Here is a 26,414-nt window from a genome sequence, read left to right on the forward strand (position 1 = left end):
GCAATAAAATAAAAGGAGATTCACGATGAAATTGAAGTTCACGGTCTTCGCGGCCGCGGCCATGCTCGTGTCGAACGCGGCCCTGGCCGACGCCAAGCAGGCGCAAACCTGGATCGACAAGGAATTCCAGCCATCCAGCCTGAGCAAGCAGCAACAGCTTGCTGAAATGAAATGGTTCATCGATGCGGCGGCCAAGCTGAAAGCCAAGGGCATCAAGGAAATTTCCGTGGTCTCGGAAACCATCGACACCCACGTCTACGAATCGAAGACCCTGGCCAAGGCCTTCGAGGAAATCACGGGCATCAAGGTGCGCCACGACATCATCCAGGAAGGCGACGTGGTGGAAAAGCTGCAAACCTCCATGCAGTCGGGCAAGAGCATCTATGACGGCTGGATTTCCGATTCCGACCTGATCGGCACGCATTACCGCTATGGCGCCGTGGAACCGCTGTCCGACTACATGGCCGCCAAGGGCAAGGAATTCACGAATCCGGGCCTGGACTTGAAAGATTTCATCGGCATCAGCTTCACGACGGCGCCCGATGGCAAGGTGTACCAGTTGCCCGACCAGCAATTCGCCAATCTGTACTGGTTCCGCGCCGACTGGTTCGCGCGCAAGGATTTGCAAGCCAAGTTCAAGGCCAAGTATGGCTACGAACTGGGCGTGCCGCAAAACTGGTCCGCGTATGAAGACATCGCCGATTTTTTTACCAATGACGTGAAGGAACTGGACGGCAAGAAAGTCTACGGCCACATGGATTACGGCAAGAAAGATCCGTCCCTGGGCTGGCGCTTTACCGATGCCTGGCTGTCGATGGCTGGCGCGGCCGACAAGGGCATTCCGAACGGCATGCCGGTCGACGAGTGGGGCATCAAGGTGGCGGCCGACAAGTGCACGCCCGTAGGGGCCTCGATGTCGCGCGGCGGCGCCACCAATTCGCCGGCGGCCGTCTTTGCGCTGACGAAATATATCGACTGGATGAAGAAATACGCGCCGCCGCAGGCGAACGGCATGAATTTCTCGGAATCGGGCCCCGTGCCGGCGCAGGGCGAAATCGCCCAGCAAATCTTCTGGTACACGGCATTTACGGCCGGCATGACGAAACCGGGCTTACCGGTGGTCAACAAGGATGGCACGCCGAAATGGCGCATGGCGCCGTCGCCGCACGGTCCGTACTGGAAAGAGGGCATGCAGAACGGCTACCAGGACGTCGGTTCCTGGTTCCTGTTCAAGTCCACGCCGGATGACCGCAAGGCTGCCGCCTGGCTGTACGCGCAATTCGTCACGTCGAAAACCGTGTCGCTGAAGAAATCCATCGTCGGCCTGACGTTCATCCGCGATTCCGACATCCGCCACGATTATTTCACCAAGCACGCGAATGAATACGGCGGCTTGATCGAGTTCTACCGCAGCCCCGCCCGCGTGGCGTGGACGCCGACGGGCAACAACGTGCCCGACTATCCGAAGCTGGCCCAGCTGTGGTGGAAGAACGTGGCCACGGCCATCACGGCGGAAAAAACGCCGCAAGCCGCCATGGATAACCTGGCCGAGGAAATGGACCAGGTCATGGCGCGCCTGCAGCGGGCCGGCATGAAGGCGTGCGCGCCCAAGCTCAATCCCAAGGTCGATCCGAACCAGTATCTGTCGGACCAGCACGCCCCATGGAAAAAGCTGGCGAATGAAAAGCCGAAGGGAGAAACGATTGCCTACGATAAATTATTGCAGGCCTGGAAAGAGGGCAAGGTAAAGTAGTCGTGTAGACTCCTGCCGCCGCTTTCCCGGGGCACGGGCGCTTGTCCGTGCCCTTTTTTCACTGTATAGCCGTAGTAGCGACCATGACCAAATACATACTTGCTTTAGACCAGGGCACCACCAGTTCGCGCGCCATCCTGTTCGACCATGCGGGCCGGCCGCACGCCAGCGCGCAGCGCGAATTCCGCCAGATTTTCCCCCAGCCCGGCTGGGTCGAGCATGACGCGGGCGAAATCTGGGCCTCGCAAGAGGGCGTGCTGCAGCAGGTGCTGCGCGACAGCGGCGTGGCGGCATCCGACGTGGCCGCCATCGGCGTGACCAACCAGCGCGAGACGACGGTGCTGTGGGACCGCGCCACGGGCGAACCCGTCGCCAACGCCATCGTCTGGCAAGACCGGAGAAACGCCGCTTACTGCGAGCAGCTGGTCGAACAGGGCAAGGCGGATGTGATCCAGCGCAAGACGGGTCTTGTGCTGGATGCGTATTTTTCCGCAACTAAATTGAAATGGCTGCTCGACAACGTGCCCGGCGCCCGCGCGCGCGCCGAGCGGGGAGAGCTGGCCTTCGGCACGGTCGACAGCTGGTTGATCTACAAGATGAGCGGCGCCCACTTGACGGACACGAGCAACGCGGCGCGCACCATGCTGTTCAACATTCATACCTTGCAATGGGACACGGACCTGCTGGCGCTGCTGGACATTCCCGCCTCGCTGCTGCCCGACGTCGTGCCCTCGAGCGGCGTGGCCGCGCACACGCACGCGGCATTGTTGGGCGTCTCCGTGCCGATCGCCGGCATCGCGGGCGACCAGCAGGCGGCCACGTTCGGCCAGGCATGTTTGAAGCCGGGCATGGCGAAAAATACCTACGGCACGGGTTGCTTCATGCTGATGAACGTGGGCAAGCGCCCGCTGCCATCGAAAAACCGGCTGCTGACGACAGTGGGCTGGAGCCTGGGCCAAGGCGGCGATCAAACCGATTATCTGCTGGAAGGCAGCGCCTTCATCGCGGGCGCGGCCGTGCAATGGATGCGTGACGGCATCGGTATCATCCGCGACTCGTCCGAGGTGGAAGCGCTGGCCACCAGCGTGCCCGATTCGGGCGGCCTGGTCTTCGTGCCCGCGTTCGCCGGGCTCGGCGCGCCGTACTGGGACCCGTACGCACGGGGCACCCTGATCGGCATCACGCGTGGCACGGGCAAGGCGCACATCGCGCGCGCGGCATTGGAGGGCGTGGCCTACCAGAACGTCGATGTGTTGTCCGCCATGCAGGACGACGCGGGCATTGCGCTATCGGAATTGCGCGTGGATGGCGGCGCGGCACGCAACGACATGCTGATGCAGTTCCAGGCCGACATCTTGAACGTGCCCGTGGTGCGCCCCGTGGTGACGGAAACGACGGCCCTGGGCGCCGCCTACCTGGCGGGCCTGGCCGTGGGCTTCTGGGCCTCGCAGGACGAGATCGCCGCCCAGTGGCAGGTGGGGCGCCGATTCGAGCCGGCCATGGCGGCCGACGAGCGGCTGACGCGCTTGCATAAATGGCAGCGCGCGGTGGAACGCTCACGCGACTGGAGCGAGTGACTGCTCACTGGCCTGGCCTTGCCATAAGCCTTGCCACACGCTTTAGCAGGCCCGGCAGCAACAGGGCCGCGCTTGCGGTGCACAGGGCGCTGGCGGCATAGGCAAAGCTCGCCGTGATCGATTGCGTTGCAAATGCCAGCGCGAAACTGCCATACAGCACCGCGCCGCACAGTGCGCCGACGCAGGTCGACAGCCAGTGGCCATGCGCCACGTCCACACGCCGCGCCAGCGCGCCAAAGGCGGCGATGCACACCCCCAGCATCAGCGCGCCAAACAGGTACAGGCTTGCAGCGGCACCGATCGGCTCCGCATCGGCAGCGGCCATCGACGGCACGGCGCATGCGGCCACCAGGCCAAAACTGGCGGTAAAGGCAAGTATCTTCATGTTCAGGATTTCACGTAATACACAAGGTAGCCCACGGTTTCCCTAGGCACGGAATACAGGTCGCGCAACTCGAAATAGGGCGCGTGCACGTTGCCGCTGACGGCGATGCCGGCCCGTTCCAAAGCCAGCCGGAAGCGGGGCACGTGAAAGTATTGCGTGGCGACCATGGCTGTCTTCCAGCCGCGTGCGCGCATCAATGCCGCCGCGTTGCGGGCCGTGGCATCCGTGGTCCAGCCTTGATTATCCTCAAGGATGGCGCCGGCCGGCACGCCGCGCGATTGCAGATAGCGGGCCATCGATGCGGCCTCGTCGAACCCTTCCTTGCCCGTGGCCCCGCTGACGAGGATGTGCGGCGCCCGGTGTGCCTGGAATTGCGTCAGCGCCGCGTCGAGCCGCGCCTGCAGGCGGGGGCTGGGCGTGCCGTCGGGCAGGATCGTGTTGCCAGGCACGACGATTACGTCGGCCGGGGCCAGTTTGTCGTTCAGGCCCGCCAGTACCAGGGCGGCCGTGGCCAGCAGGAACGTTGTCAGCGCCAGCAGGGCGGTCGGTGTCAATCTTCGCATCGTCAGGCATCCGGCAGGTTTTTCGTGAGCGCGACTGTAGCAGATCGCGCCGCGAATTGACCATTCGCAAGCCGGCGCAGGTGGATTTTCGCCTATGCTAAGCTTGGTGATCTGGCAACCTGATCCCCCTTACCTTGCATTGGAGAACCAGCATGACAGCCGTATCCAGCATCCTGATTGCCATGGCTTTCGCCGCCCAGGCGGACCAGTATGAGCATGCCGAACGTGCCGGGCGCGGCGATGACATCCAGCTCGTCTGCTATGGCGAGGCAGAAAAAACCGTCATGGAAAATCGTTCCGGCATGGAATGGGACAATGACAAGCATCAATATGTGCAGAAATCCACTGTGGAGACGGGCAAGAGCCGTTTCGATACGGCCGTCAACGTCAGCATCCAGGGCAGCGCGGCGCAGATCCGTTTGCCGAAGCAGCTGATTCCACCGATTCATGGCGACAGCAACGACGGCTGGTGGGATCTGATGGACCTGGTCGTGGGCCACGATGAAATCCGCGGCCGTTTCCGTCTGAACGCGCTGAACCGCCCCACCGTGGTGATCAACCGGCGCAGCGGCGTGATCACGGTCGACGGCATGATCAAGTTCAGCGGCCGCTGCGACGCCGATGACGGGCACCGGCGCTTTTAAGAAGCCAACTCAGGCGGCGACAGCCGCCTTGCGCGCGCGCTGGTTCGACAGGTAGATATTGTCCTTGTCCAGCGGCTTGCCTGCGCGCACGGCATCGAGCCAGTCCTGCGTGCTGACGACGGCGGCGAAATTCGAGTGGAATACGCTGCTGAAGACGCGGTGGATTTCCTCGGCGCTGGCCGTGCCGCCCGCATTGGCGTAGGGCAGCGTGCCGGTGGCGTCCTGCAGGAACTCGACTTGCAAGCCGTCGTGCGCGGCCTGGTAGATGGTGGCCGCGTCGCAGTTGTGCGTCATGTAGCCGATCACCGTCAGGGTGTCGATGCCGTGGCTCTCCAACCAGGCGCGCAGGTCCGTGCCCGCAAACGCGCTGCCCATGCTCTTGTTGATGCGGTGGTCGGCGGCAAAGGCGGCCACTTGCGGGTGCAGCTGCCAGCCGTCGCTGCCTTTTGCAAAGATGGGAGAAGCTTCCGGCGCATCGTGCTGGACGACGATGACGGGCACGCCGGCGGCGCGGGCGGCGGCCATGGCCTGGACGATGTTGGGCAGCGAGATGTCGACGGACGGATATTCGATGGGCATGTCGCCCGTGAAGTATTCGTTTTGCACGTCGATGACGAGCAGGGCGCGGCGCGGTGCGGTAGTGGTGGACATACTTGACTCCTGAATGGTTGAAAGAGGAAGGACTTCCCCGATACAGCCATTTTCAAGCCGCACGGCACAAACAAAAAGTGGCCCGAAGGCCTATCTGCGATAAAATTGGGCCATGCCTACCATTTCTTCTTCTTCGCCTTTGAGCGTGGCCGTGATCGCCTTCGACGGCATGACGCCTTTCCACTTGTCCGTGCCTTGTCTCGTGTTTGGCGCCCAGACGGACGAGGCCGATCTGCCGCCTTTCCACGTGCGCGTCTGTGCCGCCGACCCCGCGCCCTTGCGCACGGCGGCCGGCTTCGGCATTACGCCCGAGTTCGGCCTGGAAGGACTGGACGGCGCCGACATCGTCATCATGCCGGCCTGGCACGACGATTGCCGCGACGCGCCGGCGTCACTGGTCGCGGCGTTGCAGGCGGCCAGCGGGCGCGGCGCGCGCATGGTGGGCCTGTGCCTGGGCGCGTTTCCGCTGGCGCAGGCGGGCTTGTTGGATGGCAAGAGCGCGGCCACGCACTGGGGCATGGCGGACCGGCTGGCGACCCGCTATCCCAGGGTCAGGGTAGACCGGGAAGTGCTGTACGTGGACGATGGGGCCGTGCTGACGTCGGCGGGCGTGGCGGCCGGCCTCGATTGCTGCCTGTATCTGCTGCGCCAACTGGCGGGCGCCGAGGTGGCCAACCGCGTGGCGCGCCGGCTGCTGGTGGCGCCGCACCGCCAGGGCGGGCAGGCGCAATTCATCGAACGCCCGCTGCCCGTGTCCGGCAGCGAAGGGCGTTTTGCCGACGTGCTCGCCTGCGTGACGGCCAACCTCGGCATGGCGCACAGCATCGATGCGCTAGCCGAGCGGGCCGCCATGAGCCGGCGCAATTTTACGCGCCACTTCCGCCAGGCGACGGGTACGTCGTTCAAGCAATGGCTGCTGAACCAGCGTCTGGCGCATGCGCAAAGCCTGCTGGAAAAAAGCGCGGCCTCGATCGATGTCGTGGCGCAAGAAGCCGGCTTCGGCACGGCCCTGTCGCTGCGCCAGCATTTCCGGTCCAGCTTGCAGACGTCGCCGTCGGCGTATCGCAAGCTGTTCCGGCAGCAATCAGGCCAGGTCGGGCAGCCATAGCGTCGCCATGTCCCGGCTGCCGCTGGGCAGCTGCGCGCTGACGGCGATTTGCCGCGCGATGAAGGCGGCCGGTTCGAAGGCGTAGCGTTCCTGGAACGAGACGGTTTCCGCGCTCATCAGTTCGGCATACGTCTGCATCAGGGTCGAGGCGGAAACATGCTTGCCTTGTTCCACATAGGTGTCGATGGCGGCCAGCAGCACGGGGTAATCGGCATTTTCCTTGCTGCCGCCGAAGTTGAACGACAATTGCCCGCAGGCGCGCCAGATGGGGTCAAGTTCCCCGTCCGGCACCGGCTGCGTGCGCAGCCATTGCAAGGCCTTGAATGGCGGGCCGCCAAACGACGGTGGAGAGATGATGGCCTGGATGGCCACCTTGACGGCGTCATCGATTCTGCCCGCGCGCACGTACTGGCCATGCAGCAAGGTCAGAGCGTCCGTGTATTCGGGCACGATGGCCAGCGCCGCTTCCAGCAGCGCGATAGCCGCGTCCGGCTTGCGCTGGGCAATCAGTTCCTTGGCCTCCAGATAGGCTGCGCGGGGCGAGGCGGGGTCCTCGGCCAGCGACGGCGTGGCGACGTACTCGTCTTCCGCTCTTGCGTAGGCTGACAGAAACGCCGCCAGGCTGGAAAAGTGCGGCTGCAAGCGCCATTCGTCGTGCCACGTTTCGACGACGATCGGTTCCGCCGCTTCGCGGCCGATGGGCCAGTACAGGCCGAACGTGTCGCCATTGCCCAGCGCGCCCTCGGCGAACGGGGTGAAGCCGAGCGGTGGATATGCTGTCGTGTGTTGCCAGTCTTGTTCGACCGAGATGGGGGCGAGGTTTGCAGGTAATTGCATGGAGGTTGCAGAGGATAAAACGCCAGTGTAGAGCAAGTGCGCGTCCGCTGGCGTTCCCCATCGCACGGGACAAGTGAGGGGCCAGGCCCTTCAGTCGCGTTCCGGCACCGGCACGTTGAAGCCGTTCAAGGTGGTCGAGACCAGCGCGTACAGGCCCACCAGGTAGATCAGCTCGTTGGTGCCGTGCTGGCCAAAGGTGGCCAGTGCCAGGCGGTACAGCGGCTCCGGCAGCGTGCCGCCGCCGCTGAGCGCGTAGGCCAGATCGTAGGCGATGCTCTCATGCTGGTCCAGGTCGACGGGCTTGACGTCGGCCACCAGCGTGGCCAGGCGCTCGGCCGACATGCCTTCGCGCTCCGCGACGGCGATGTGGGCATAGATTTCATAGGCGGCGTTGTAGCGCGCGCCGACTACCAGGATGGCAATCTGGCGCACCTTGTCGGGCAAGGTGGCGTTGGCCGTCATGGCCAGGGTCAGGTCCCAGATGGCCTTGCCGATGGCAGGTTCGTGCAGCCATGGATTCCATGGCCCCATCAGGGCGCCGTCTTCGCGCACGGCGATGAAATCGTTGAAATTGCTGGTGATGCCTTTGCGCATATCGTCATACAGCGGCTGCTGTTCGGGCGTCAGGTCTTGCGGAGCGATCAAGGGCAGGCGCATGGGAACTCCTTGCTGGGTAGGTGGGCGGTGGACGGCGGAAACCAGCAGCCAGTATAGCCAGCCAGCGTGGCAGGCGGCGCCCGTTCGCTGTGCGCCTACTTGCGCGGCTCGTGTATGCGGAATTTCTTCACGACACCCGCCTGGTCGAACATGACGGCCACTTCGCGCGTGCCTTTTTCTCCCAGCAGGGGGATCAGCCGCGTCACTTTGGGCGCTTGCAGCTGGTTCTTGTAGACCCAGACTTCATAGCCGGGATCGAAGCTGACGACGGTGGCGTTGCCCAGGGCCGCGTCGAGGTCGAGGCGGGTGGTCTTGCCCACCTTGATGTTCTGATAGATGGCGCCGTTGTCGGGCGCGCGGTTGACCTTGTATTCACTGGCGGTGCACATGGCCACGGCCAGGCCCGCGAGGCAGGAAGCTGCCAGTTTGATCAATGTGTTCATAGGGACTCCCGGTGTGCATCACTGCTTCCAATCTCAGAGGGGACGGGCGTGATGTCATGCCGGGAGTGTGCTTGCGTCGCCACGAATGTGCTACAAGATTATACAAAGGCGCAAAAAATGATGCCGGTGGTGCCGGCTGGCGGTACTTTTACCGGCTCTGCAGCACGTCGGTCGACAGCGCCAGGGTTTCCTTGATTTCTTCCATCACCACATAGCTTTTCGATTGCGCGGCGCCCGGCAGCTGCAGCAGCATGTCGCCCAGCAGCTTGCGGTATTCGGCCATTTCATGGATGCGCGCCTTGATCAGGTAATCGAAGTCGCCCGACACCAGGTGGCATTCCTGCACTTCGGGAATCTGCAGCACTTCGCGGCGGAATTGCTCGAAGGCGGACGCCGACTTTTGATTGAGAGTAATCTCTACAAAGACGAGCAGCTTGGCGCCCAGCGCGGCCGGGTTCACCTTGGCGTGATAGCCCGTGATGACGCCGTCGCGCTCCATGCGCTTGACCCGCTCGATGCAGGGCGTGATGGACAGCCCTACCTGTTCACCGAGGTCTTTCATCGAGATGCGGCCATCCTGTTGCAGGATGCGCAGGATGTGGCGGTCCAGCTTGTCGAGGCCACGTGCCGATTCTTTAAGGATTCTCATGATTTATTGCTGAATATCTCGATTTATACGTGAACAAATACTGGCTCTTTCCCAATATGATAGCGGTTAATCTGGCGTCAGCCTAAAAAATATAATGAGGAAACTATGCGTATCGTGATTCTGGGTAGCGGCGTCATCGGCGTCACCAGTGCTTACTATCTGGCCAAGGCAGGACATGAGGTGACCGTCATCGACCGCCAGCCGGGCCCGGCACTGGAAACCAGCTTCGCGAATGCGGGGCAAATCTCGCCTGGCTACGCTTCGCCATGGGCTGCACCCGGCATTCCCCTGAAAGCCGTGAAGTGGATGATGCAGCGCCACGCACCGCTGGCCATCTCGCTCGACGGCAGCGCCGCCCAGCTGAAATGGATGTGGCAGATGTTGCGTAATTGCACACCGGAAGCGTACGCCGTGAACAAGGAACGCATGGTGCGCCTGGCCGAATACAGCCGCGACTGCTTCAAGGTGCTGCGCGCCGAGGCCGGCATCACGTATGAAGGCCGCCAGCAAGGCACGATGCAATTGTTCCGCACCGAAAAGCAATACAACGACGCCGCCAAGGATATCGAAGTGTTGAAAGACGCGGGCGTGCCGTATGAAGTGCTGCAGCGCAATGAGCTGTCACGTGCCGAGCCGGCCCTCGAAGCCGTCAAGGATAAGCTGTTCGGCGGCTTGCGCCTGCCCAACGATGAAACGGGCGATTGCCAGCTGTTTACCACGCGTCTGTCCGAGATGGCCGAGGCGCTGGGCGTGAAGTTCCGCTATGGCGTCTCGATCGATGCATTGCTGACGCAGGGCGACGAAATCGCCGGCGTGCAATGCGGCGCGGAAATCGTCAAGGCCGATTCCTATGTGGTGGCGCTCGGTTCCTACTCGACGGGCTTCATGAAGCCGCTGCTCGACATCCCCGTGTATCCGCTGAAAGGCTATTCGATCACCGTGCCCATTGTCAACGCGGCCAAGGCGCCCGTGTCGACCATCCTCGATGAAACCTATAAAATCGCCGTGACGCGTTTCGACGACCGCATCCGCGTGGGCGGCATGGCGGAAATCGCCGGCTACAACCTGAACCTGAACCCGCGCCGCCGCGAAACCTTGGAAATGGTCGTCAACGACCTGTTCCCCGGCGGCGGCAACACGATGGATGCCACGTTCTGGACGGGCTTGCGCCCGATGACGCCGGACGGCACGCCGATCGTCGGCCGCACGCCGCTGCGCAACCTGTTCCTCAACACGGGCCACGGCACCCTGGGCTGGACCATGTCCTGCGGTTCGGCGCAATTGCTGGCCGACCTGATGTCGTCGAAAAAGCCGGCCATCCTGGCCGACGACCTGTCCGTCAGCCGCTACAGCGGCGCGCAGCGCGGCGGCAAGCTGCAATACGCGGGAGCCTGAGATGGCGGGAAGCATGCCTCCAAAGGAACGTAGCGGCGCCATCCTGACGGTGGACCTCGATGCCGTGCGCGCCAACTACCGCTTGCTGCGCGACAAGGCGCACCCGGCCGCCTGCTCGGCCGTCGTGAAATCCGACGCGTATGGCCTGGGCGCCGCGCAAGTGGGCGCGGCCCTGTATGAAGAGGGTTGCCGCCATTTCTTCGTGGCCCACCTGGAAGAGGGCATCAGCCTGCGCCCGCACGTGGCGCCGGACGCGGCCATCTTCGTGCTGCACGGCCCGCCCGTCGGCACGGAAGGCGAATTCACGGCCCATGGCCTGATCCCCGTGCTCAACAGCGAGCCGCAGGTGGCGGGCTGGCGCGCGCATGCGCAAGCGCTGGGCACCGCGCTGGACGCCATCGTGCAGGTGGACACGGGCATGTCGCGCATGGGCCTGTCGCCGCGGGAAATCGACGCCTGGCTGCTGGACCCGCACTTTCTCGATGGCATCAAGGTGCGCTATGTCATGAGCCACCTGGCTTGCGCCGACGAGCGCGCCAACCCGATGAATGGCGAGCAGCTGGCCCGTTTCACCGCCATCCGCGCCCGTTTGCCGCAATACCGCGCCAGCCTGGCCAATTCCTCGGGCATCTTCTTGTCGCCCGATTATCACTTCGACCTGGTGCGCCCCGGCGCGGCCCTGTACGGCATCGGGCCGCAGGGCGGTGAGCCGAATCCGCTGCGCTCCGTGGTGCGGCTGCAGGGCAAGGTCATGCAGACGCGCACGATTGCCGCCGGCGACCACGTGGGCTACAGCCGCCGCTACACGGCCAGCGAACCGCGCCAGGTGGCCACGGTTTCCGTCGGCTATGCCGATGGCTGGCTGCGCAGCATGAGCAACCAGGGCCTGGCCATCGTCGATGGCGTGAAAGTGCCGCAGATCGGCGCCATCTCGATGGATTCCATCACCCTGGACGTGAGCGCCATCGCGCAGGAGCGCGTCGCGCCGGGCAGCCTGGTCGACCTGATCTGTGCCGAGCACCCGGTCGATGCCGTGGCGGCCATGGCCAAGACCATCGGCTACGAGGTGCTGACCAATCTTGGTGGGCGTTATTACCGCGAGTACCGAGGCCTGGCGCAGTCCGCACGCTAGCGCGCGAACCCGATGATTGTGTGGCAAGATAGCCCTGGTGTGAGCTTCACTCCAGGGCTTTTCTTTAACCGTTTTCGGGGACTTTCATGAGCCAATATCAAGTCGCAATCATCGTCGGCAGCCTGCGCAAGGATTCCTTCAACCGCAAGCTGGCCGACGCCATCATCAAGCTGGCGCCGCCCGAGTTTTCCTTTAAACATATCGAGATCGGCGACTTGCCGCTGTACAACCAGGACGACGATGGCGCGCAGGCCGAGCAGGTGCTGCGCCTGAAATCCGATATTTCTGCATCGCAAGCCTTGCTCTTCCTCACCCCCGAATACAACCGCTCGATCCCCGGCGTGCTGAAAAACGCCCTCGACCACGGCTCGCGTCCGTATGGCCAGAGCGTGTGGGGCGGCAAGCCCGGTGCCGTGCTGGGCGTCTCCGTCGGTGCCACGGGCACGGCCCTGGCGCAGCAGCATTTGCGCAATGTGCTCGCCTACCTGGACGTGCCGCTGCTGGGGCAGCCTGAAATGTTTATCCAGGCCAAGGACGGCCTGTTCGACGAGCACGGCGGCATCGGCCCGGCCAGCCTCGGCTTCTTCCAGGGGTGGATGCAGCGCTACGTGGACTGGGTCCGCAAGCACGCGATCCACGCTTGATGCATGTCAAGGCGGCAGCGCTCAGCGTTGCCGCTTGTTCAGATTCTTTGACCAACGATGCCAGGATTTCAATATTGCCACGGCTGTCTCGGTATAATGCGCTCTTTCTTTAGCGCAATACTTTCCAATTTCCTGCCGACTCCATGTGGACTAAACCTGTTCCGCGCATGAACTTGCGCCGTTTGATCGTGCTCGTGGCCTTCGCCAGCGCCCTGGTGTCGCTGGCCAACACCTTCTATGCCAGCTACAGCGTGCAGCGCCAGCTGCTGATCGATACCACCCTGGAAGCGAACCACGCCTACGCGAGCAAGCTGGCCAGCACGGCCGAGGACTTCCTGCAGTCGGCGCGCCAGCAGCTGGCCTACAGCGCCGGCAGCCTGCCCTCGCGCATGGGCGACGAGCAATGGCTGACGGAAGAAGCGCAGCGCCTGCGCCTGCAGACGAACAGCTTCAATTCCGTGCTCATCGTCGATGCCCAGGGCAAGGTGCTGGGCGTCTCGCCGGAAACCCTGGCACTGAAAAACCGCACGCTCGATTCGGCCGGCGCCGCGCAGGCGCTGCGCGAACGGCGCCCGCTGGTCACGCAGCCGTACGTCTCCTCGGCGGGCAACCTGGTGGTCTTCGTCTCGCATCCCATCCTTGGCAAGGATGGCCGCTACCTCGGTTATGTGGGCGGCAGCATCTACCTGAAACAGAAAAACATCCTGTACACCATGCTGGGCCAGCATTATTACCGCGACGGTTCGTATCTGTACGTGGTCGACCAGAACCGGCGCCTGCTGTACCACCCGGACCCCGAGCGCCTGGGCGACGTGGCCGGCCGCAATGAAGTGATCGACGCCATCATCGCGCAGCGGGGCGGCGGCAACCGGCGCATGGACAACAGCCTGGGCGTGGACATGCTGGCCGGCTACGCCGTCATGCCGTCGACGGGCTGGGGCATCGTGGCGCAGCGGCCCACGGCCATGACCCTGGCCCCGCTGAACCAGCTGATGGCCGACACGGTATGGCATTCCCTGCCGATCGCCTTGCTGAGCCTGCCATTCATCTGGTGGCTGGCCAGCCTGATTTCGCGGCCCCTGGTGCAGCTGGCCGAAGGGGCGCGGCGCATGGACGCGCCCGGCACGGCCGAACACATCGCCGCCATCCGCTCGTGGTATGTGGAAGCGGCGCAGATCAAGAAAGCCCTGTTGAAGGGGCTGGCGTTGTTGCAGAACAAGATCGGCAAGCTGAAGACGGACGTGGAGACGGACCCGCTGACGGGCCTGTCGAACCGGCGCGGCATGGCGGCGGCGCTGGACGCCTGGCAGGCGCAGGCGCGGCCGTTTTCCGTCATCGCCATCGATATCGACCATTTCAAGCAAGTCAACGACCGCTGGGGCCATGCCGTGGGCGATGACGTCATCCTGCGCCTGGCGCAGCTGATGCGCGCCTGTTCGCGCGATGCCGACGTACTGTGCCGCAATGGCGGCGACGAATTCATCATGCTGCTGCCCGATGCGGACCTGGACGTGGCCATGCAGGTGGCCGAGCGCCTGCGCGCCAAGGTGGCCGCCGCCGTGATTCCCGGCGCGGGCGCCATCACGGTCTCGCTGGGCGTGGTCTCGTCGTCGCACGGCGAGCGCAGCACGGACGCGGTGCTGCTGGCCGCCGACGCGGCCCTGTACGTGGCCAAGGAAAACGGCCGCAATTGCGTGGGCATCACGGAACCCGCCTGACGGGCGTGCCGCGCGGGATGAACTGATCCGTTGTTTTCTGTTGCATCTGAGCCTGTCCCGTTTTCCCGCCAGCGCTTACCATATGGCCCTGATGGTGTACAACGGGGACAAAGTGCATGGCGACGGTGAATATTGATGACGTTTGAGCAAGAACTTGGCATCCGCTGCGAGGTCCGTGATCAGCCCCACCCGCTGGCCTTGCTCGACTGCCGCGAACTCAATTACGGCCAGCACAGCGTGCTGCCGCTGCACCCGTTCCGCCTGAGCGTGCCGGAAGCGGCGCTCGCGGGACTGCTCGACGAACCGTTCAACAGTTTCGTGCAGGATTGCCGCGAAGACGACCTGCAGCACGAGGAAAGCGACTTGCCCGAGCTCATGCAGGCCGGCTATCCCGACATCACGGCCATGCTGGCGGGCCACCGGCCGCTGCTGGCCGACATGATTGACGACTTCATGATCGGCGACCTGATGTGGGCCATCGGGCGCGCCAGCGGCTACTGCCGGCCCCGCGCCCGTTGCTTGGGCGACGTGGAGGCGGCCGATGGCCGCGCGTATTTTACCGTCAATAAAGTGGAGAAAATCTATTTTGCCGATGGCCAGGTCATCCTGGAAGGGCAGGGCTACTACGGCACCTACATTATCTGGCTGACGCAGGGCCGGCGAGATCAAATAGGCACTTGACCTTCCTCATGTGGGAAGGTTTATAGTCCTGCCATGAACCGTGCCTTTTTCCGCTTTCTCGCCCGCTCGCTGCTCTGGCTGCTTGCCGTCACGCTGCCCTTGCAGGGCTTTGCGTCGGCCATGCGCAGCTGCTGCGTGGATGAGCGGGCGGCAGCGGTCACGGTCGCCGCCGAGGCCATGCAGGCGCCCCAGTGCCACGACATGGGCGACATGGCCGGCATGTCCCACATGCAGGACCAGCCGCTGCACATGGCCATGGACGATGGCGGCGCCGGCGCCGGCGCCGGCCACCCTGGCCACGATTGCAGCAACCATGGCGCCTGCACGGTGGGCGCCACGGCGCCGCCGGGCATGCCTGCCTTGCACGCCTTGACCCTGCGCGCGCCGCCCCCGGCGCTGGCGCCCGATTCCCTGTTCGCCGGGCACATCCCCTCCGGCCCTGAACGTCCCCCGAGAAGCACGCGCTCCGCCTGACCGCCCGTTGAACCTGGCGGTGCCGTCGTCGCACGTCCCTGCACGTTGCTTTGGCCGCGCCAGCGTTCCAGTCGCGCGCCCGCCGCGCCATACCCTGTCATTCAAGGAATACCATGAAGCAATTATTCAGCCTCGCGCTGGCCGCCGGCGTTGCGCTTGCCTCGCTGCCGCTGGCCGCCGCCGCGCAATCGCGGCCCCCATCCGCCCCGCAAGACGCGCAAGCGCCCGTGCCGGCCCCCACCTATCGCTCCGCCTTCGCCGGCTACCGTCCCGCCGCCGAGGAGGACGCCACGCCCGACCAGACCTGGCGCGCCGTCAACGAGAAGGTCGGCAAGGCCGGCGGCCACATGGGCATGATGAAGATGGACGGCCACAAGATGGAAGGGCACAAGATGGAAGGGCACAAGATGCCGATGGAGAAGCCCGATGCCAAGCCGGCCGCCCAGCCCGCCCCGCAACACCAGCATGAAGGACACTGAGATGGCACGTTTCACAAAATCAACTTGCCTGACGCCGCTGGCCCTGGCGGCCGCCTTGCTGCTCAGCGGCTGCGCCAGCTTCAGCCCCGATGGCGGCATGCAGGCGGTGTCCGCGCTAGCCGACGCCCGCACGGGCGCCCCGGCGGCATTGACGGACAAGGGCGGCGAAGAAAAACTGGCCTCCCTGCTGGCTCAGCCGCTGGACGCCGACAGCGCCGTGCGCATCGCCCTGATGAACAACCGCGGCATGAAGGTGGCGCTGGCCGAACTGGGCGCGTCCGAGGCGGACCTGGTGCAGGCGGGGCGCTTGCGCAATCCCGGCCTGTCGTTCGGCCGCTCGCACGGCAGCCACGGCAATGAAATCGACCGGGGTGTCAGCTTCGACCTGGCGGGACTGCTGACCATGCCGATGCGCGTGAATATCGAGCGGGGCCGTTTCGAGCAAGCCAAGCTGCAGGCCGCCGGCAGCGCCGTGCAGCTGGCGCTTGAGACGCGCCGCGCCTACTTCAATGCCGTGGCCGCCGTGCAGACGGAAGCATTCATGCAGCGCGCGCTGCTGTCGGCCGAGGCGGGCGCCGAACTGGCCACGCGCCTGCGGCAGGCGGGCAACTGGAGCCGCCTCGACCAGGCGCGCCAGCAAGTGTTTTATGCGGACGCCGTCAGCGACCTGGCCCGCGCGCGCCACCAGGCCAGCGCCACGCGCGAGCACCTGACGCGCTTGCTGGGTTTGTGGGGCAAGCAGACCAGCTTTACTTTGCCGTCGCGCCTGCCAGACTTGCCGGCCCGGGCGGCGGAGGCCGGCAATATCGAGGCGCAGGCGATGGAGCAGCGGCTCGACGTGCAAAGAGCGAAACTCGACGCCCATGCGACGGCCGACGCGCTGGGCCTGTCCAAGGTGACGGGTTTCGTCAATGTGCTCGACGTGGGCTACAGCAACAAGAGCACGAGCGAGGCGCCGCGCGAAAACGGCTATGAAGTATCGCTGGAACTGCCCCTGTTCGACTGGGGTTCGGCGCGCAACGCCAAGGCGCAAGCCTTGTACGAGCAGTCGCTGCAGCGCACGGCGGGCACGGCGGTGCGGGCCCGCTCGGAGGTGCGCGAGGCGTATTCGAGCTACCGCACGGCCTACGATCTGGCGCGCCACTACCGCGATGAGGTTGTGCCGCTGCGCAAGACGATCTCGCATGAAGTATTGCTGCGTTACAACGGCATGCTGGCCAGCGTCTTCGAACTGCTGGCCGACGCGCGCGAGCAGGTTGCCAGCGTGAACAGCGCGATCGAGACCCAGCGCGATTTCTGGATCGCCCAAACTGAATTGCAATCGGCCATCAATGGCAGCGGCCCAGGTGTGGCAACTGCGGCAAAGGAATAATGATGATTACACGTAGAAACTTTTTCATGAATGCGGGCGCCGTCGCCCTGAGTGCGGCAGCGGTCAGCCGCGTGGGGGCGGCGTCCCTGCCGGAAGCCGTCAGCATGGCCGGCGCGGACACGAAAGCGCCGCCACCGCCGCCGAACGGGCGCCCGTACAACCCCGTCGTCACCCTGAATGGCTGGTCCTTGCCCTGGCGCATGAACAACAACGTCAAGGAATTCCATCTGGTGGCCGAACCCGTCGTGCGCGAACTGGCGCCCGGCATGCAAGCGAACCTGTGGGGCTACAACGGCCAGTCGCCCGGTCCCACCATCGAAGTGGTGGAGGGCGACCGGGTGCGCATCTTTGTCACCAACAAGTTGCCGGAACACACGAGCGTGCACTGGCATGGCCAACGCTTGCCGAACGGCATGGATGGCGTCACGGGCCTGACCCAGCCGGGCATTCCTCCCGGCAAGACTTTCGTCTATGAATTCGTCGCCAAGCGGCCCGGCACCTTTATGTACCACCCGCATGCGGACGAAATGACGCAGATGGCCATGGGCATGATGGGTTTCTGGGTCACGCACCCGAAAGACCCGAATGTCATGAAGGTGGACCGCGATTTCGTCTTCTTGCTCAGCAACTACGACATCGATCCCGGCAGCTACACGCCGAAGATCATGACCATGACGGATTTTAATTTGTTCACCTTCAACAGCCGCGTCTTCCCCGGCATCGACCCCATGGTCGTGCGTCAGGGCGACAAGGTGCGCGTGCGCGTGGGCAATCTGACCATGACCAACCACCCGATCCACATGCATGGCCATGAATTCGAGGTGACGGGCACGGATGGCGGCTGGACACGCCCCGAATCGCGCTGGCCCGAAGTGACGACCGATATCGCCGTGGGCCAGATGCGTGCCGTGGAATTCACGGCCACGGACCTGGGCGACTGGGCTTTCCACTGCCACAAGTCGCACCACACGATGAATGCCATGGGGCATGACGTGCCCACCATGATCGGCGTCGACCACCAGGGCGTGGCGGCGAAGGTCAACCAGCTCGTGCCCGGCTACATGGTGATGGGCGAGCGTGGCATGGCCGACATGGGCGAGATGCAGATGCCGATTCCCGACAATACCTTGCCCATGATGGCCGGCGACGGCCCCTTCGGCGCCATCGGCATGGGCGGCATGTTTACCACGGTGAAGGTGCGCAAGGACCAGAAACCCGGCGATTACCGCGACCCGGGCTGGTACAAGCACCCGGCAGGCAGCGTGGCGTACGAGTGGGCGGGCGCCTTGCCGGAACCCGTGCGCGGCCAGGGCGCGGGCAAGCCGCCGGCCAAGGGCGGCGTGGAGATGACGGTGCGCAAGCCAGCGGCGCACGGCGGGCATTGATGCCCGGCAGGCGCGGATAGACCCGACGGCTTGCCTAGCATGGCAAGCCGTCTTGCATGTTGCTATAAATCAAGGAATTGTTGTTTAGTGACAATCCGAGGATTTTTTTCAGCGATTTTTCTTTATATTCAAGTCGGTACGCTCCAGTTGCATCGAGTGTCGGCCAGTCTATGGGGGAAATCATGTTGAACCGGATGAGGGTGGGAACGCGCTTGCTGGCGGCTTTTTTTTGCGTTGCGCTGATGGGGGCCATCGTGGCCGGCATCGGCATCTTCAACATGGGCAAGATCGATACCATGGCGGGGCAGATGTACAACCATGAACTGCTGGGGCTGTCGTACATCAAGGAAGCCAACATCGCCCTGATCAAGGTGGGCCGTGCGCGCAGTAATTTCTTGCTGGCCACCACTGCCGAAGAGCGCGCCACGCGCCAGGCCGACATCGCCAAATTCCTCGAGTTGAATAAAAGCTACCTGGCCAAGGCCCAGCCGCTGTTCGTCACGCCGGCCGCCAAGGAACTGTTTGCCCGCTTCACCGCTGTCGAAGCCGAGTACATTGCCACCATGCAGCAGGCGCTGGCCCTGGCGGCGGCCGAGCCGCTGGCCCAGCGCAGCGCGCAACTGGTCGAACTGCTCAACAAGACGCGCCAGCATGCCGATGAACTCGACGGTATGCTGGATAAACTTTCGCTGCAGAAGGAAGAGCGCGCCAAGGCGGCTTCCGAGCAGGCATCGGGCGTGTACCAGGCCAGCCGCAGCTTCATGATCGCGCTGGTGTTGGGCAGCATGGCGGCCGGCCTGGCGCTGGGGGCGCTGATCACGCGCGGACTGACGCGGCAGCTCGGCGGCGAGCCGGCGTACGCCGTCAGGATCGCCGGCGCCATCGCCGAGGGCGACCTCACCATCGATATCCGCACGGCCAGCCATGACAGCACCAGCCTGCTGTTCGCCATGAAAGCCATGCGCGACAAGCTGGTGGGCATCGTCAGTCAGGTGCGCTCGGGCACGGACACCATCAATACGGCCTCCAGCGAAATCGCCCAGGGCAACCTCGACCTGTCGTCGCGCACGGAAGAGCAGGCCAGTTCGCTGGAAGAAACGGCGTCCTCGATGGAACAGCTGACGTCGGCCGTGCGGCAGAACGCGGATAACGCGCGCCAGGCCAATGCGCTGGCCGGCGCCGCGTCCGACGTGGCCGGCAAGGGCGGCGCCGTGGTGGGGCAGGTGGTGCAGACCATGGAATCGATCAACGCGTCGTCGCGCAAGATCGTCGATATCATCAGCGTCATCGACGGCATCGCCTTCCAGACGAATATCCTGGCCTTGAACGCGGCCGTGGAAGCGGCCCGGGCGGGCGAGGAAGGGCGGGGATTTGCCGTCGTGGCATCCGAAGTACGCAGCCTGGCCCAGCGTTCGGCCAGTGCCGCCAAGGAAATCAAGACCCTGATCGGCGACTCCGTCGAACAGGTCGAAATCGGCTCCAAACTCGTGCATGACGCGGGCAGGACGATGGATGAAGTGGTCGCCAGCGTGCGCCAGGTGGCCGACATCATGCAGGAAATCACGGCCGCCAGCGCGGAACAAAGCGCCGGCATCGAGCAAGTCAACCAGGCCGTGCTGCAAATGGACCAGGTGACGCAGCAGAATGCGGCCCTGGTGGAAGAGGCGGCGGCGGCCGCCGAATCGCTGCAAGACCAGGCGCAGACCCTGACGGAACTCGTGGGCGTATTCCGCCTGCATGCCCAGGCCGAACGCATCGCCGTGCCGACATCGAGCAACGTCACGCCGCTGCGCCGGCCAGTGCCGCCCGCCCGGCAGGACGTGCGGCGCCTGGCCTGACAGCGGCTGGCTCGGGCGCAATCGGCGCGGCGGTGGTAGGCTGTCGCTATTGCGCGTTTGCCACTTCCGGGTCTTTCATGCCGTCTCCCCGCTTGCTTTGCTTATTTCTGCTGTCCCTGGCGCCTGTGGCGCAGGCGCAGCAGGGCGATCCCGTCCTGCCTTACCGGCCTTCCGTCGCCAGTCCCGCCCAGCTGCCCGTGCCGGGCCAGCTGGAATTCGAGGCGGGCGGCCTGCTGTCGAAAACGGACGACACGCGCCGCGCCAGCCTGCCGTACACCTTCAAGCTGGCGTTCACGCCCGCATGGGGTGTGTTGCTCGAAGGCGAGGGCTTCGTGCGCGCGCGCGACGGTACGGGCCGGCGCGAAACGGGCGTGGGCGACACGACGGTGGTGCTCAAGCGCGCCTTTTTGCTCGACGGCGCCACGGCGCTGGGCCTGGAACTGGGCTGGAAGTTGCCCACGGCCAAGGACAGCATCGGCAGCGGCAAGAGCGATCTCTCGCTGAACGGCATTCTCAGCCGCGACCTGGGCGCCGTGCACGTGGACGCCAATCTGAACGCCACGCGCCTGGGGGCATCCGGCCCTGGCACGGGCAGGGTGCAAACGGGCTGGGCGGCCTCTTTTTCCACGCCCGTCAGCGAGCGCTGGGGCGGCACGGCGGAAGTGTCGGGCACGCGCCTGCGCGGAGCACCGGCCACGGCACAATTGTTGCTGGCCGCCACCTACAGTCCCACGCCACGGCTGGCCATCGATATCGGCATGGCGCGCGGCTTGACGGCGGCGTCGCCGGACTGGTCGCTGTTCAGCGGCTTGGTCGTGCCTTTGGGCAAGCTGTGGTGAGTTTGCCACGGCGTACCTTATGTGTCCTTGCGAACAAACAGTTGGTCGCACAAGGTCTACAATTGGGACATAACTGATAAAAGGAGTGTCCTCATGAAAACCCTCATTCTCGCCGCCGTCCTGCTGTCGGCAGCTACCGCCGCCGTCGCCCAGGTCGGCGTCTCCGTCACCGTCGGCCAGCCGGGCTTTTACGGACGCCTCGACATAGGCGACTATCCCGCGCCGCAATTGATCTATGCCCAGCCCGTCATCGTGCAGCGCCCGCAATACTATTCGGCCCGGCCCATCTATTTGCGCGTGCCGCCCGGCCATGCGAAAAACTGGTCCAAGCACTGCCGCAAGTATAATGCCTGTAACCAAGAGGTATATTTCGTTCAAGATAGTTGGTATAACAACCAGTATGTGCCCCGTTACCGCCAGCAACATGGCGATCATGGCCGTCCCGATTACGGCGACCGCAGCCGTCATGATGACAAGCATGACAAGCATGACAAGCACTATGACAAGCATGACAACAAGCCGGGCAAAGGCCATGGCAACGGCAACGGCAACGGCCGTGGTAACGGTAACGGGCACAGGGATTAACACGCAGGAGGATTTTTGCACAGTAAAATCGTAATCGTAGGAGGAGGTGCAGGCGGCCTGGAGCTGGCCTGCAAACTCAGCCGCAAGCTCGGCCCCGGCCAGGTAACCCTGGTCGATAGCCGCCTGTACCATATCTGGAAGCCGTCGCTGCATGAAGTGGCGGCCGGCACCCTGGATATTCACCAGGAGGGCCTGTCGTACCAGATGCTGGCGCATGACAATGGTTTTACCTATGTCTATGGCCCCCTGACCGCGCTCGATGCCGCTTCGAACAGCCTGACGGTGGGCGCCATCGCCACCGACAAGGATGAACAGCTCTTGCCGCAGCGCCAGGTCAGCTACGACCAGCTGGTGCTGGCCGTGGGCAGCACCTCGAATTACTTCGGCGTGCCCGGCGCCAAGGAAAACACGATTTCCCTGAACGCCACGGAAGACGCGGAACGTTTCCGTCTGACCCTGTTGAAGCTGCTGGCCATGGCCGAGCAGCGCCAGGGCGACGCGGGCCATCCCGGCGTCGACATCGTCATCATCGGCGGCGGCGCCACGGGCGTGGAACTGGCGGCCGAATTGCGCGAAGCGAGCGGCGTGTATGCCGCCTATGGCTTTCAGAATCTCAACGCCATCAAGGATGTGCGCATCACCCTGCTGGAAGGGGCGCCGCGCATCCTGGCGCCGCTGCCCGAGCGCGTCTCCATCGCCGCCTCGAAACTGCTGCACCAGCACGGCATCACCGTGGTGACCGATACGCGCGTGACGTCCATCGACCCCGACAAGGTGACGGTGGCCAGCGGCACCAGCTATGCGGCCGACATCTGCGTGTGGGCCGCCGGCATCCGCGCGCCGGAATTCCTGGCTACCCTGGGCTTGCCGACCAACCGCGCCGGCCAGCTGGAAGTGACGGGCATGCTCAACGTGCAGGGCCATGCGAATATCTTCGCGCTGGGCGACTGCGCCGCCTGCATGGGGCCCGACGGCAAGCTGGTGCCGCCGCGCGCCCAGGCGGCCCACCAGCAAGCCGATTACCTGCTGAAAACGTTCCTGCTGCAGGCGAAGGGCAAGCCGCCGCAAACCAAGCCGTACGAATACCTCGATTACGGTTCGCTCGTCTCGTTTGGCCGCACCACCTCGGTGGGCACCCTGATGGGTTCCCTGAAGGGCCTGAGCTGGTTCGTGGAAGGCTTTATCGCGCGCATGATGTATGTCAGCCTGCACCTGATGCACCACAACGCCGTACTGGGCAGCGTGCGCACGGCCGTCATGGCCATGGGCCGTTTCCTGATCAAGCGCAGCACGCCGCAGGTCAAGTTGCATTAACTTGGCTGATGTCAGAGCAAAAAGGGGCCGCGAGGCCCCTTTTTATTTGCCGCGCGCGACGGGCGCCGCTTCGCAGCGGCCCCGTGTCATGGGGAAGTCTATCGTGGTGAGCTTGCCCTTCAAGGTGCCGGTGATGCTGGCGTGCAAGATGCGCTCGCTGTCCTGGCGGTAGACGATGCGGCTTGGGAAGTCATTGTCGAGGTTGGCGAAGATGAATTCATTCGGCTTGTCCTGGCGCAGCAGGTTGAAGATCACGGGCGGCTGGCCCGACGGCTGCACGATGTAGGCCAGCTGGCCCGGGTCGGTGAGGCGGATCTGCACGAATTCAAAGGCCGTCGTCTTGCCGCCCTTGACGGTGCGGCTGGTGCCGAGGATGGTGCCGCCGGCGGCCGTGCTCCATTGTTCTCCGGAACCGGGCTCGGCGCCGTCGACGTTCCAGCAGCCGGCCAGCCATGCCAGCTTGTCCACGGTTTCCGGCGGCGGCACGGTCTTGTCGGCGGCCTGGGCGGCGCCCATGGCCAGCAGCGCTGCCAGCACGGTGGGGATCAGTCGTTGCATGCGGTCTCCTGTCGTTGTGTCGTTCAGCGGATCAGGGCGCCCGGCGGTGTTCCGGCCCGATGCGGCCTGGCAAGGATTATTCTTTCGGGCTAATGCGCGGCAAGACGGCGGTCAGGGCCGTGCCGCCCTGGGGATTGCTCGCCAGGCTCAGGCTGCCACCGAGGTAATGCACGCGCTCGCGTACGGAGCGCAGGCCGTGCTTGCTCATTTCGACGGTGCCGCTGGCCGGCAAGCCGCTGCCGTTATCCTTGACGGTCATCATCAGCGCCTCGTCATTGTCGTCGATGATGATGTCCACTTGCGTGGCATGGGCGTGCGCGGCGATGTTGCCGAGCGCCTCTTCCAGGGTGCGCAGCAGGGCCACGCCCACGTTGCGCGGGCAAATCAACTCATCTTCGGGCAGGCTGCAGCGCACGGTGATCTTGTGCTGTTCCGCAAATTGCGCGGCCAGCTCGCCCAGCGCCACATTGACACCGAGAAACTCCAGCTTGTCGTTCCACAGCTTCATCTGCATTTGCCGGTTGGTCTCGATCACGTTCAGCAGCAATTGCTTCATGGTCGCGGCGCGGTCGAGCAAGGCGGCTTCCTGCGGCATTTTTTGCGTCAGCAGCGACAGGTGCATGGTCAGCGCCGTCAGCGACGAGCCGAGGCTGTCGTGCAGCTGGCGCGACAGGGCGCGCCGTTCATTGTCCCAGCTGGTGTTGACGTGACCCAGCAACTCGCTGAGATCGGCGGCGCGTTCCGCATCGGCCTGGGCCGCTTCCTTGTTCGGATCTGTTTGTGCGGACATAGCGCCCCGTGAATGGTGAAAGGTGGACCAAATTCAAGTTGTGGATCATACATGAGGATTTCATCGCGGGGCGCATGGATGGAAAATTTCTGTCTTTTCGGCAATTTTAATCTCCTCCCATCACTTTTATATCATAGGCAATATTATTCTTGGTGCCAAGGGGCATCGTTCCCGCCGTTACGTACGGCTGCGCACATACCGGGGCGCCGCGCGCTGCCATAGTGGGGCTGTGCATTTTCTCCATGCAGCATAGCCGCCCCGCGGCGCAGGGCGCAGCACAGGCCCGTTTACCGAAACGAAAGGACATGCCATGAATATCGAAACCATCGTCGACAAGGAATACCTCGACAAAAGCTTCCGCGACATCGTCAACGCCCCCATCAGCGCCTTGCGCGGCGTCAGCGCGAAGGATGCCAAGGCCTTGCAGCAAGCGTTTGGCGTGACCACCGTACGCGAATTGTCCAACCTCAATTTCGTCAAGTGGGCCAGCGCGCTGGCCATCCTGGCCGATGAAGAGGGCATGAGCGGCGAAGAGCGGGCCAAGGAAGAGTTGCTGGACGACGCCGTGGAAATGACCTTCCCCGCCAGCGACCCGATCTCCGTCGATGCCGGCATCACGCGCATCGAAGTGTCGCCGGAAACTGTCGATGCGCAAACGGACCACCAGCACGCGGGCCAGCATGAAGTGACGGCTGGCAAGAAATAAAGCATCCTGGCCATGAAAAAACCGGCAAGCCATCAACGTGGCTTGCCGGTTTTTTTACGTGCCGCGCGGAAAGTAGGCTCAGGCGATCGACGGGATGCTGCTTTTCTGCATGTTCACCTGCGCGGCGATCACCTCGTGGGGCGTGCAGCAAAAGCGGTTCTTGCCGGCGCGCTTGGCTTCGTACAGGGCCGTGTCGGCCGCGCCCAGCAGCGATTCGACGGTGCTGGCGTCGTCCGGATAGATGGCGATGCCGATGCTGGTCGACAGGCGCAGGGTCAGGTCGTTGATGAAATACGGCTCGGAAATGACTTCGATCAGCTTGGCGGCCGGTTCGCGCGCATCGCCCTTGCCGGCCAGGTTGCCCAGCACGATGACGAATTCGTCGCCGCCGATGCGCGCCACCGTGTCTTCCTTGCGCGAGGCGCCCACCAGGCGGGCCGCCACCATTTTCAGGATTTCATCGCCATAGCCGTGGCCGTAACTGTCGTTGATGGCCTTGAAGCCATCCAGGTCCAGGTACAGGATGGCGGACTTGCCGCGGCTGCGGGCCGATTGCTGCAGGGTATGCTCGATGCGGTCTTCCAGCAGGCGCCGGTTCGGCAAGCCCGTCAGCGGATCGTGCAGCGCCAGTTCCTGCTGCTGCTTGCTGTATTGCGCCAGTTCCTTGTACAGCAGGCGCACTTCCAGCATGTTGTGGATGCGCTTGTGCACTTCCATCAGGTCGAAGGGTTTGCTGATGAAGTCGCGCGCCCCGGCTTCCAGGGCGGCGATCTTGAAACTGGGCTGTGCCGTCAGGGCCAGCACGGGCAGGTAGCCGCCATGCTCGATTTCCTTCAAGCCTTTCATGACCTGGAAACCATTCAGTTCCGGCATCTGCAGATCCAGCAAGATCAGGTCGTAGCAATGCTCCCGGTGCAGGGGGCAGACCTGGGCCGGACGCATGGTGGCCGTGACATTGGTGTAGCCGGCATCGCGCAGGATTTCCAGCATCAGGTCAACATTGTCGGGTGAATCGTCGACGACCAAAATTTTGGCTTTCAAAATCTCATCTTGGCTGGGCATGTAAGGTCTCGGTTATACGGTCTATGCAACGCTGGCTTCCACCGCAGATGCTGGGCTGACGGCGGTGGGAAAGATAGTAGCGCCTTGCAACAAGATAGGGCGCACAACAGCGCTTGAGCTCGCTTTTCACGTTCTCGCCGGCCAGGGCCGCCGTCTCCAGCCTGCCGTGCAGGTG

General features: G+C 64.0%; 29 protein-coding genes. 18 read left to right on the forward strand and 11 right to left on the reverse strand.

Features of this window, described 5'->3' with window-relative positions; translation table 11 throughout:
- Window positions 1–25 precede the first annotated feature (25 nt).
- Together AC0V2Y_RS03855 and glpK are read left to right on the forward strand one after the other, a co-directional pair.
- The gene (locus tag AC0V2Y_RS03855; protein ID WP_230540705.1) at window positions 26–1,753 is read left to right on the forward strand and encodes an ABC transporter substrate-binding protein; all 1,728 of its coding nucleotides are present in this window, start codon (window positions 26–28) and stop codon (window positions 1,751–1,753) included.
- Between the two features lie 83 nt (window positions 1,754–1,836).
- Window positions 1,837–3,330: a glycerol kinase GlpK gene (gene glpK, locus AC0V2Y_RS03860; RefSeq protein ID WP_475414050.1), complete on the forward strand. Its 1,494-nt coding sequence runs from the start codon at window positions 1,837–1,839 to the stop codon at window positions 3,328–3,330.
- 4 nt (window positions 3,331–3,334) lie between these two features.
- On the opposite strand, the gene AC0V2Y_RS03865 is transcribed toward glpK, so the two are convergent.
- On the reverse strand, window positions 3,335–3,715 hold the full coding sequence (locus tag AC0V2Y_RS03865; RefSeq protein ID WP_475414049.1) for a hypothetical protein: 381 nt from the start codon (window positions 3,713–3,715) through the stop codon (window positions 3,335–3,337).
- A 2-nt stretch (window positions 3,716–3,717) separates the two neighbouring features.
- A complete protein-coding gene (locus AC0V2Y_RS03870) occupies window positions 3,718–4,278 on the reverse strand; it encodes a YdcF family protein (protein ID WP_475414048.1) in 561 nt (186 codons plus the stop codon).
- A gap of 152 nt (window positions 4,279–4,430) precedes the next feature.
- Between AC0V2Y_RS03870 and AC0V2Y_RS03875 the strand changes: the two genes are divergently transcribed.
- Window positions 4,431–4,922, forward strand: coding sequence for a hypothetical protein (locus AC0V2Y_RS03875; protein WP_475414047.1), 492 nt, complete (start codon window positions 4,431–4,433; stop codon window positions 4,920–4,922).
- A 9-nt stretch (window positions 4,923–4,931) separates the two neighbouring features.
- Here the strand turns inward: AC0V2Y_RS03875 and AC0V2Y_RS03880 are convergent, their stop codons facing one another.
- Window positions 4,932–5,573, reverse strand: coding sequence for a cysteine hydrolase family protein (locus tag AC0V2Y_RS03880; RefSeq protein ID WP_475414046.1), 642 nt, complete (start codon window positions 5,571–5,573; stop codon window positions 4,932–4,934).
- A 139-nt stretch (window positions 5,574–5,712) separates the two neighbouring features.
- On the opposite strand from AC0V2Y_RS03880, the gene AC0V2Y_RS03885 reads away from it, so the two are divergent.
- Window positions 5,713–6,681: a GlxA family transcriptional regulator gene (locus AC0V2Y_RS03885; protein WP_475414066.1), complete on the forward strand. Its 969-nt coding sequence runs from the start codon at window positions 5,713–5,715 to the stop codon at window positions 6,679–6,681.
- Here AC0V2Y_RS03885 and AC0V2Y_RS03890 read toward each other — a convergent pair.
- From AC0V2Y_RS03890 to AC0V2Y_RS03905, 4 genes are all read right to left on the reverse strand, one after another.
- On the reverse strand, window positions 6,658–7,518 hold the full coding sequence (locus tag AC0V2Y_RS03890; protein ID WP_475414045.1) for a tetratricopeptide repeat protein: 861 nt from the start codon (window positions 7,516–7,518) through the stop codon (window positions 6,658–6,660). The two genes, AC0V2Y_RS03885 and AC0V2Y_RS03890, sit on opposite strands and share 24 nt — an antisense overlap.
- Window positions 7,519–7,608: 90 nt before the next feature.
- Entirely contained in the window at window positions 7,609–8,175 is a 567-nt protein-coding gene (locus tag AC0V2Y_RS03895; RefSeq protein ID WP_475414044.1) for a carboxymuconolactone decarboxylase family protein, read from the reverse strand.
- A 95-nt stretch (window positions 8,176–8,270) separates the two neighbouring features.
- A complete protein-coding gene (locus AC0V2Y_RS03900) occupies window positions 8,271–8,618 on the reverse strand; it encodes a hypothetical protein (protein ID WP_070222194.1) in 348 nt (115 codons plus the stop codon).
- Between the two features lie 148 nt (window positions 8,619–8,766).
- Window positions 8,767–9,267 (reverse strand): Lrp/AsnC ligand binding domain-containing protein, encoded by a 501-nt coding sequence (locus tag AC0V2Y_RS03905; RefSeq protein ID WP_034754979.1) that lies wholly within the window; start codon window positions 9,265–9,267, stop codon window positions 8,767–8,769.
- Window positions 9,268–9,372: 105 nt separating this feature from the next.
- Between AC0V2Y_RS03905 and AC0V2Y_RS03910 the strand changes: the two genes are divergently transcribed.
- The 9 genes from AC0V2Y_RS03910 (at window position 9,373) to AC0V2Y_RS03950 (ending at window position 18,547) form a co-directional block, all read left to right on the forward strand.
- Window positions 9,373–10,662, forward strand: a complete 1,290-nt coding sequence (locus AC0V2Y_RS03910; protein WP_475414043.1) for a D-amino acid dehydrogenase — start codon at window positions 9,373–9,375, stop codon at window positions 10,660–10,662.
- A gap of 13 nt (window positions 10,663–10,675) precedes the next feature.
- Entirely contained in the window at window positions 10,676–11,794 is a 1,119-nt protein-coding gene (gene alr / locus AC0V2Y_RS03915) for an alanine racemase (RefSeq protein WP_475414042.1), read from the forward strand.
- Between the two features lie 86 nt (window positions 11,795–11,880).
- On the forward strand, window positions 11,881–12,438 hold the full coding sequence (locus AC0V2Y_RS03920; protein ID WP_099411491.1) for an NADPH-dependent FMN reductase: 558 nt from the start codon (window positions 11,881–11,883) through the stop codon (window positions 12,436–12,438).
- 143 nt (window positions 12,439–12,581) lie between these two features.
- The gene (locus AC0V2Y_RS03925) at window positions 12,582–14,156 is read left to right on the forward strand and encodes a diguanylate cyclase (RefSeq protein ID WP_475414041.1); all 1,575 of its coding nucleotides are present in this window, start codon (window positions 12,582–12,584) and stop codon (window positions 14,154–14,156) included.
- Between the two features lie 135 nt (window positions 14,157–14,291).
- Window positions 14,292–14,837: a hypothetical protein gene (locus AC0V2Y_RS03930; protein ID WP_475414040.1), complete on the forward strand. Its 546-nt coding sequence runs from the start codon at window positions 14,292–14,294 to the stop codon at window positions 14,835–14,837.
- Between the two features lie 33 nt (window positions 14,838–14,870).
- Window positions 14,871–15,311 (forward strand): hypothetical protein, encoded by a 441-nt coding sequence (locus AC0V2Y_RS03935; protein ID WP_475414039.1) that lies wholly within the window; start codon window positions 14,871–14,873, stop codon window positions 15,309–15,311.
- A 113-nt stretch (window positions 15,312–15,424) separates the two neighbouring features.
- A complete protein-coding gene (locus AC0V2Y_RS03940; protein ID WP_475414038.1) occupies window positions 15,425–15,790 on the forward strand; it encodes a hypothetical protein in 366 nt (121 codons plus the stop codon).
- Window position 15,791: 1 nt separating this feature from the next.
- Window positions 15,792–17,162 (forward strand): TolC family protein, encoded by a 1,371-nt coding sequence (locus AC0V2Y_RS03945; RefSeq protein ID WP_475414037.1) that lies wholly within the window; start codon window positions 15,792–15,794, stop codon window positions 17,160–17,162.
- A gap of 2 nt (window positions 17,163–17,164) precedes the next feature.
- The gene (locus tag AC0V2Y_RS03950) at window positions 17,165–18,547 is read left to right on the forward strand and encodes a multicopper oxidase family protein (protein ID WP_475414036.1); all 1,383 of its coding nucleotides are present in this window, start codon (window positions 17,165–17,167) and stop codon (window positions 18,545–18,547) included.
- 34 nt (window positions 18,548–18,581) lie between these two features.
- On the opposite strand, the gene AC0V2Y_RS03955 is transcribed toward AC0V2Y_RS03950, so the two are convergent.
- A complete protein-coding gene (locus tag AC0V2Y_RS03955) occupies window positions 18,582–18,812 on the reverse strand; it encodes a hypothetical protein (RefSeq protein WP_475414035.1) in 231 nt (76 codons plus the stop codon).
- On the opposite strand from AC0V2Y_RS03955, the gene AC0V2Y_RS03960 reads away from it, so the two are divergent.
- The 4 genes from AC0V2Y_RS03960 (at window position 18,790) to AC0V2Y_RS03975 (ending at window position 23,123) form a co-directional block, all read left to right on the forward strand.
- Window positions 18,790–20,385 (forward strand): methyl-accepting chemotaxis protein, encoded by a 1,596-nt coding sequence (locus AC0V2Y_RS03960; RefSeq protein ID WP_475414034.1) that lies wholly within the window; start codon window positions 18,790–18,792, stop codon window positions 20,383–20,385. The genes AC0V2Y_RS03955 and AC0V2Y_RS03960 overlap by 23 nt on opposite strands.
- A 92-nt stretch (window positions 20,386–20,477) precedes the next feature.
- The gene (locus AC0V2Y_RS03965) at window positions 20,478–21,224 is read left to right on the forward strand and encodes a transporter (RefSeq protein WP_475414033.1); all 747 of its coding nucleotides are present in this window, start codon (window positions 20,478–20,480) and stop codon (window positions 21,222–21,224) included.
- A gap of 93 nt (window positions 21,225–21,317) precedes the next feature.
- Entirely contained in the window at window positions 21,318–21,809 is a 492-nt protein-coding gene (locus tag AC0V2Y_RS03970; protein ID WP_475414032.1) for a hypothetical protein, read from the forward strand.
- A gap of 15 nt (window positions 21,810–21,824) precedes the next feature.
- Window positions 21,825–23,123 carry an NAD(P)/FAD-dependent oxidoreductase gene (locus AC0V2Y_RS03975; RefSeq protein ID WP_475414031.1) on the forward strand — a complete coding sequence of 433 codons (1,299 nt, stop codon included), beginning with the start codon at window positions 21,825–21,827 and terminating at the stop codon, window positions 23,121–23,123.
- A gap of 42 nt (window positions 23,124–23,165) precedes the next feature.
- Here the strand turns inward: AC0V2Y_RS03975 and AC0V2Y_RS03980 are convergent, their stop codons facing one another.
- Window positions 23,166–23,681, reverse strand: a complete 516-nt coding sequence (locus AC0V2Y_RS03980) for a DUF6265 family protein (RefSeq protein WP_475414030.1) — start codon at window positions 23,679–23,681, stop codon at window positions 23,166–23,168.
- A 76-nt stretch (window positions 23,682–23,757) separates the two neighbouring features.
- On the reverse strand, window positions 23,758–24,471 hold the full coding sequence (locus tag AC0V2Y_RS03985) for a sensor histidine kinase (RefSeq protein WP_475414029.1): 714 nt from the start codon (window positions 24,469–24,471) through the stop codon (window positions 23,758–23,760).
- 310 nt (window positions 24,472–24,781) lie between these two features.
- Here AC0V2Y_RS03985 and AC0V2Y_RS03990 point away from each other — a divergent pair, with 310 nt between their 5' ends.
- On the forward strand, window positions 24,782–25,177 hold the full coding sequence (locus AC0V2Y_RS03990) for a hypothetical protein (protein WP_230540731.1): 396 nt from the start codon (window positions 24,782–24,784) through the stop codon (window positions 25,175–25,177).
- Between the two features lie 78 nt (window positions 25,178–25,255).
- On the opposite strand, the gene AC0V2Y_RS03995 is transcribed toward AC0V2Y_RS03990, so the two are convergent.
- The gene (locus AC0V2Y_RS03995) at window positions 25,256–26,239 is read right to left on the reverse strand and encodes a GGDEF domain-containing response regulator (RefSeq protein WP_077406388.1); all 984 of its coding nucleotides are present in this window, start codon (window positions 26,237–26,239) and stop codon (window positions 25,256–25,258) included.
- Window positions 26,240–26,414 lie beyond the last annotated feature (175 nt).

This window comes from Janthinobacterium sp. BHSEK (assembly GCF_056174685.1).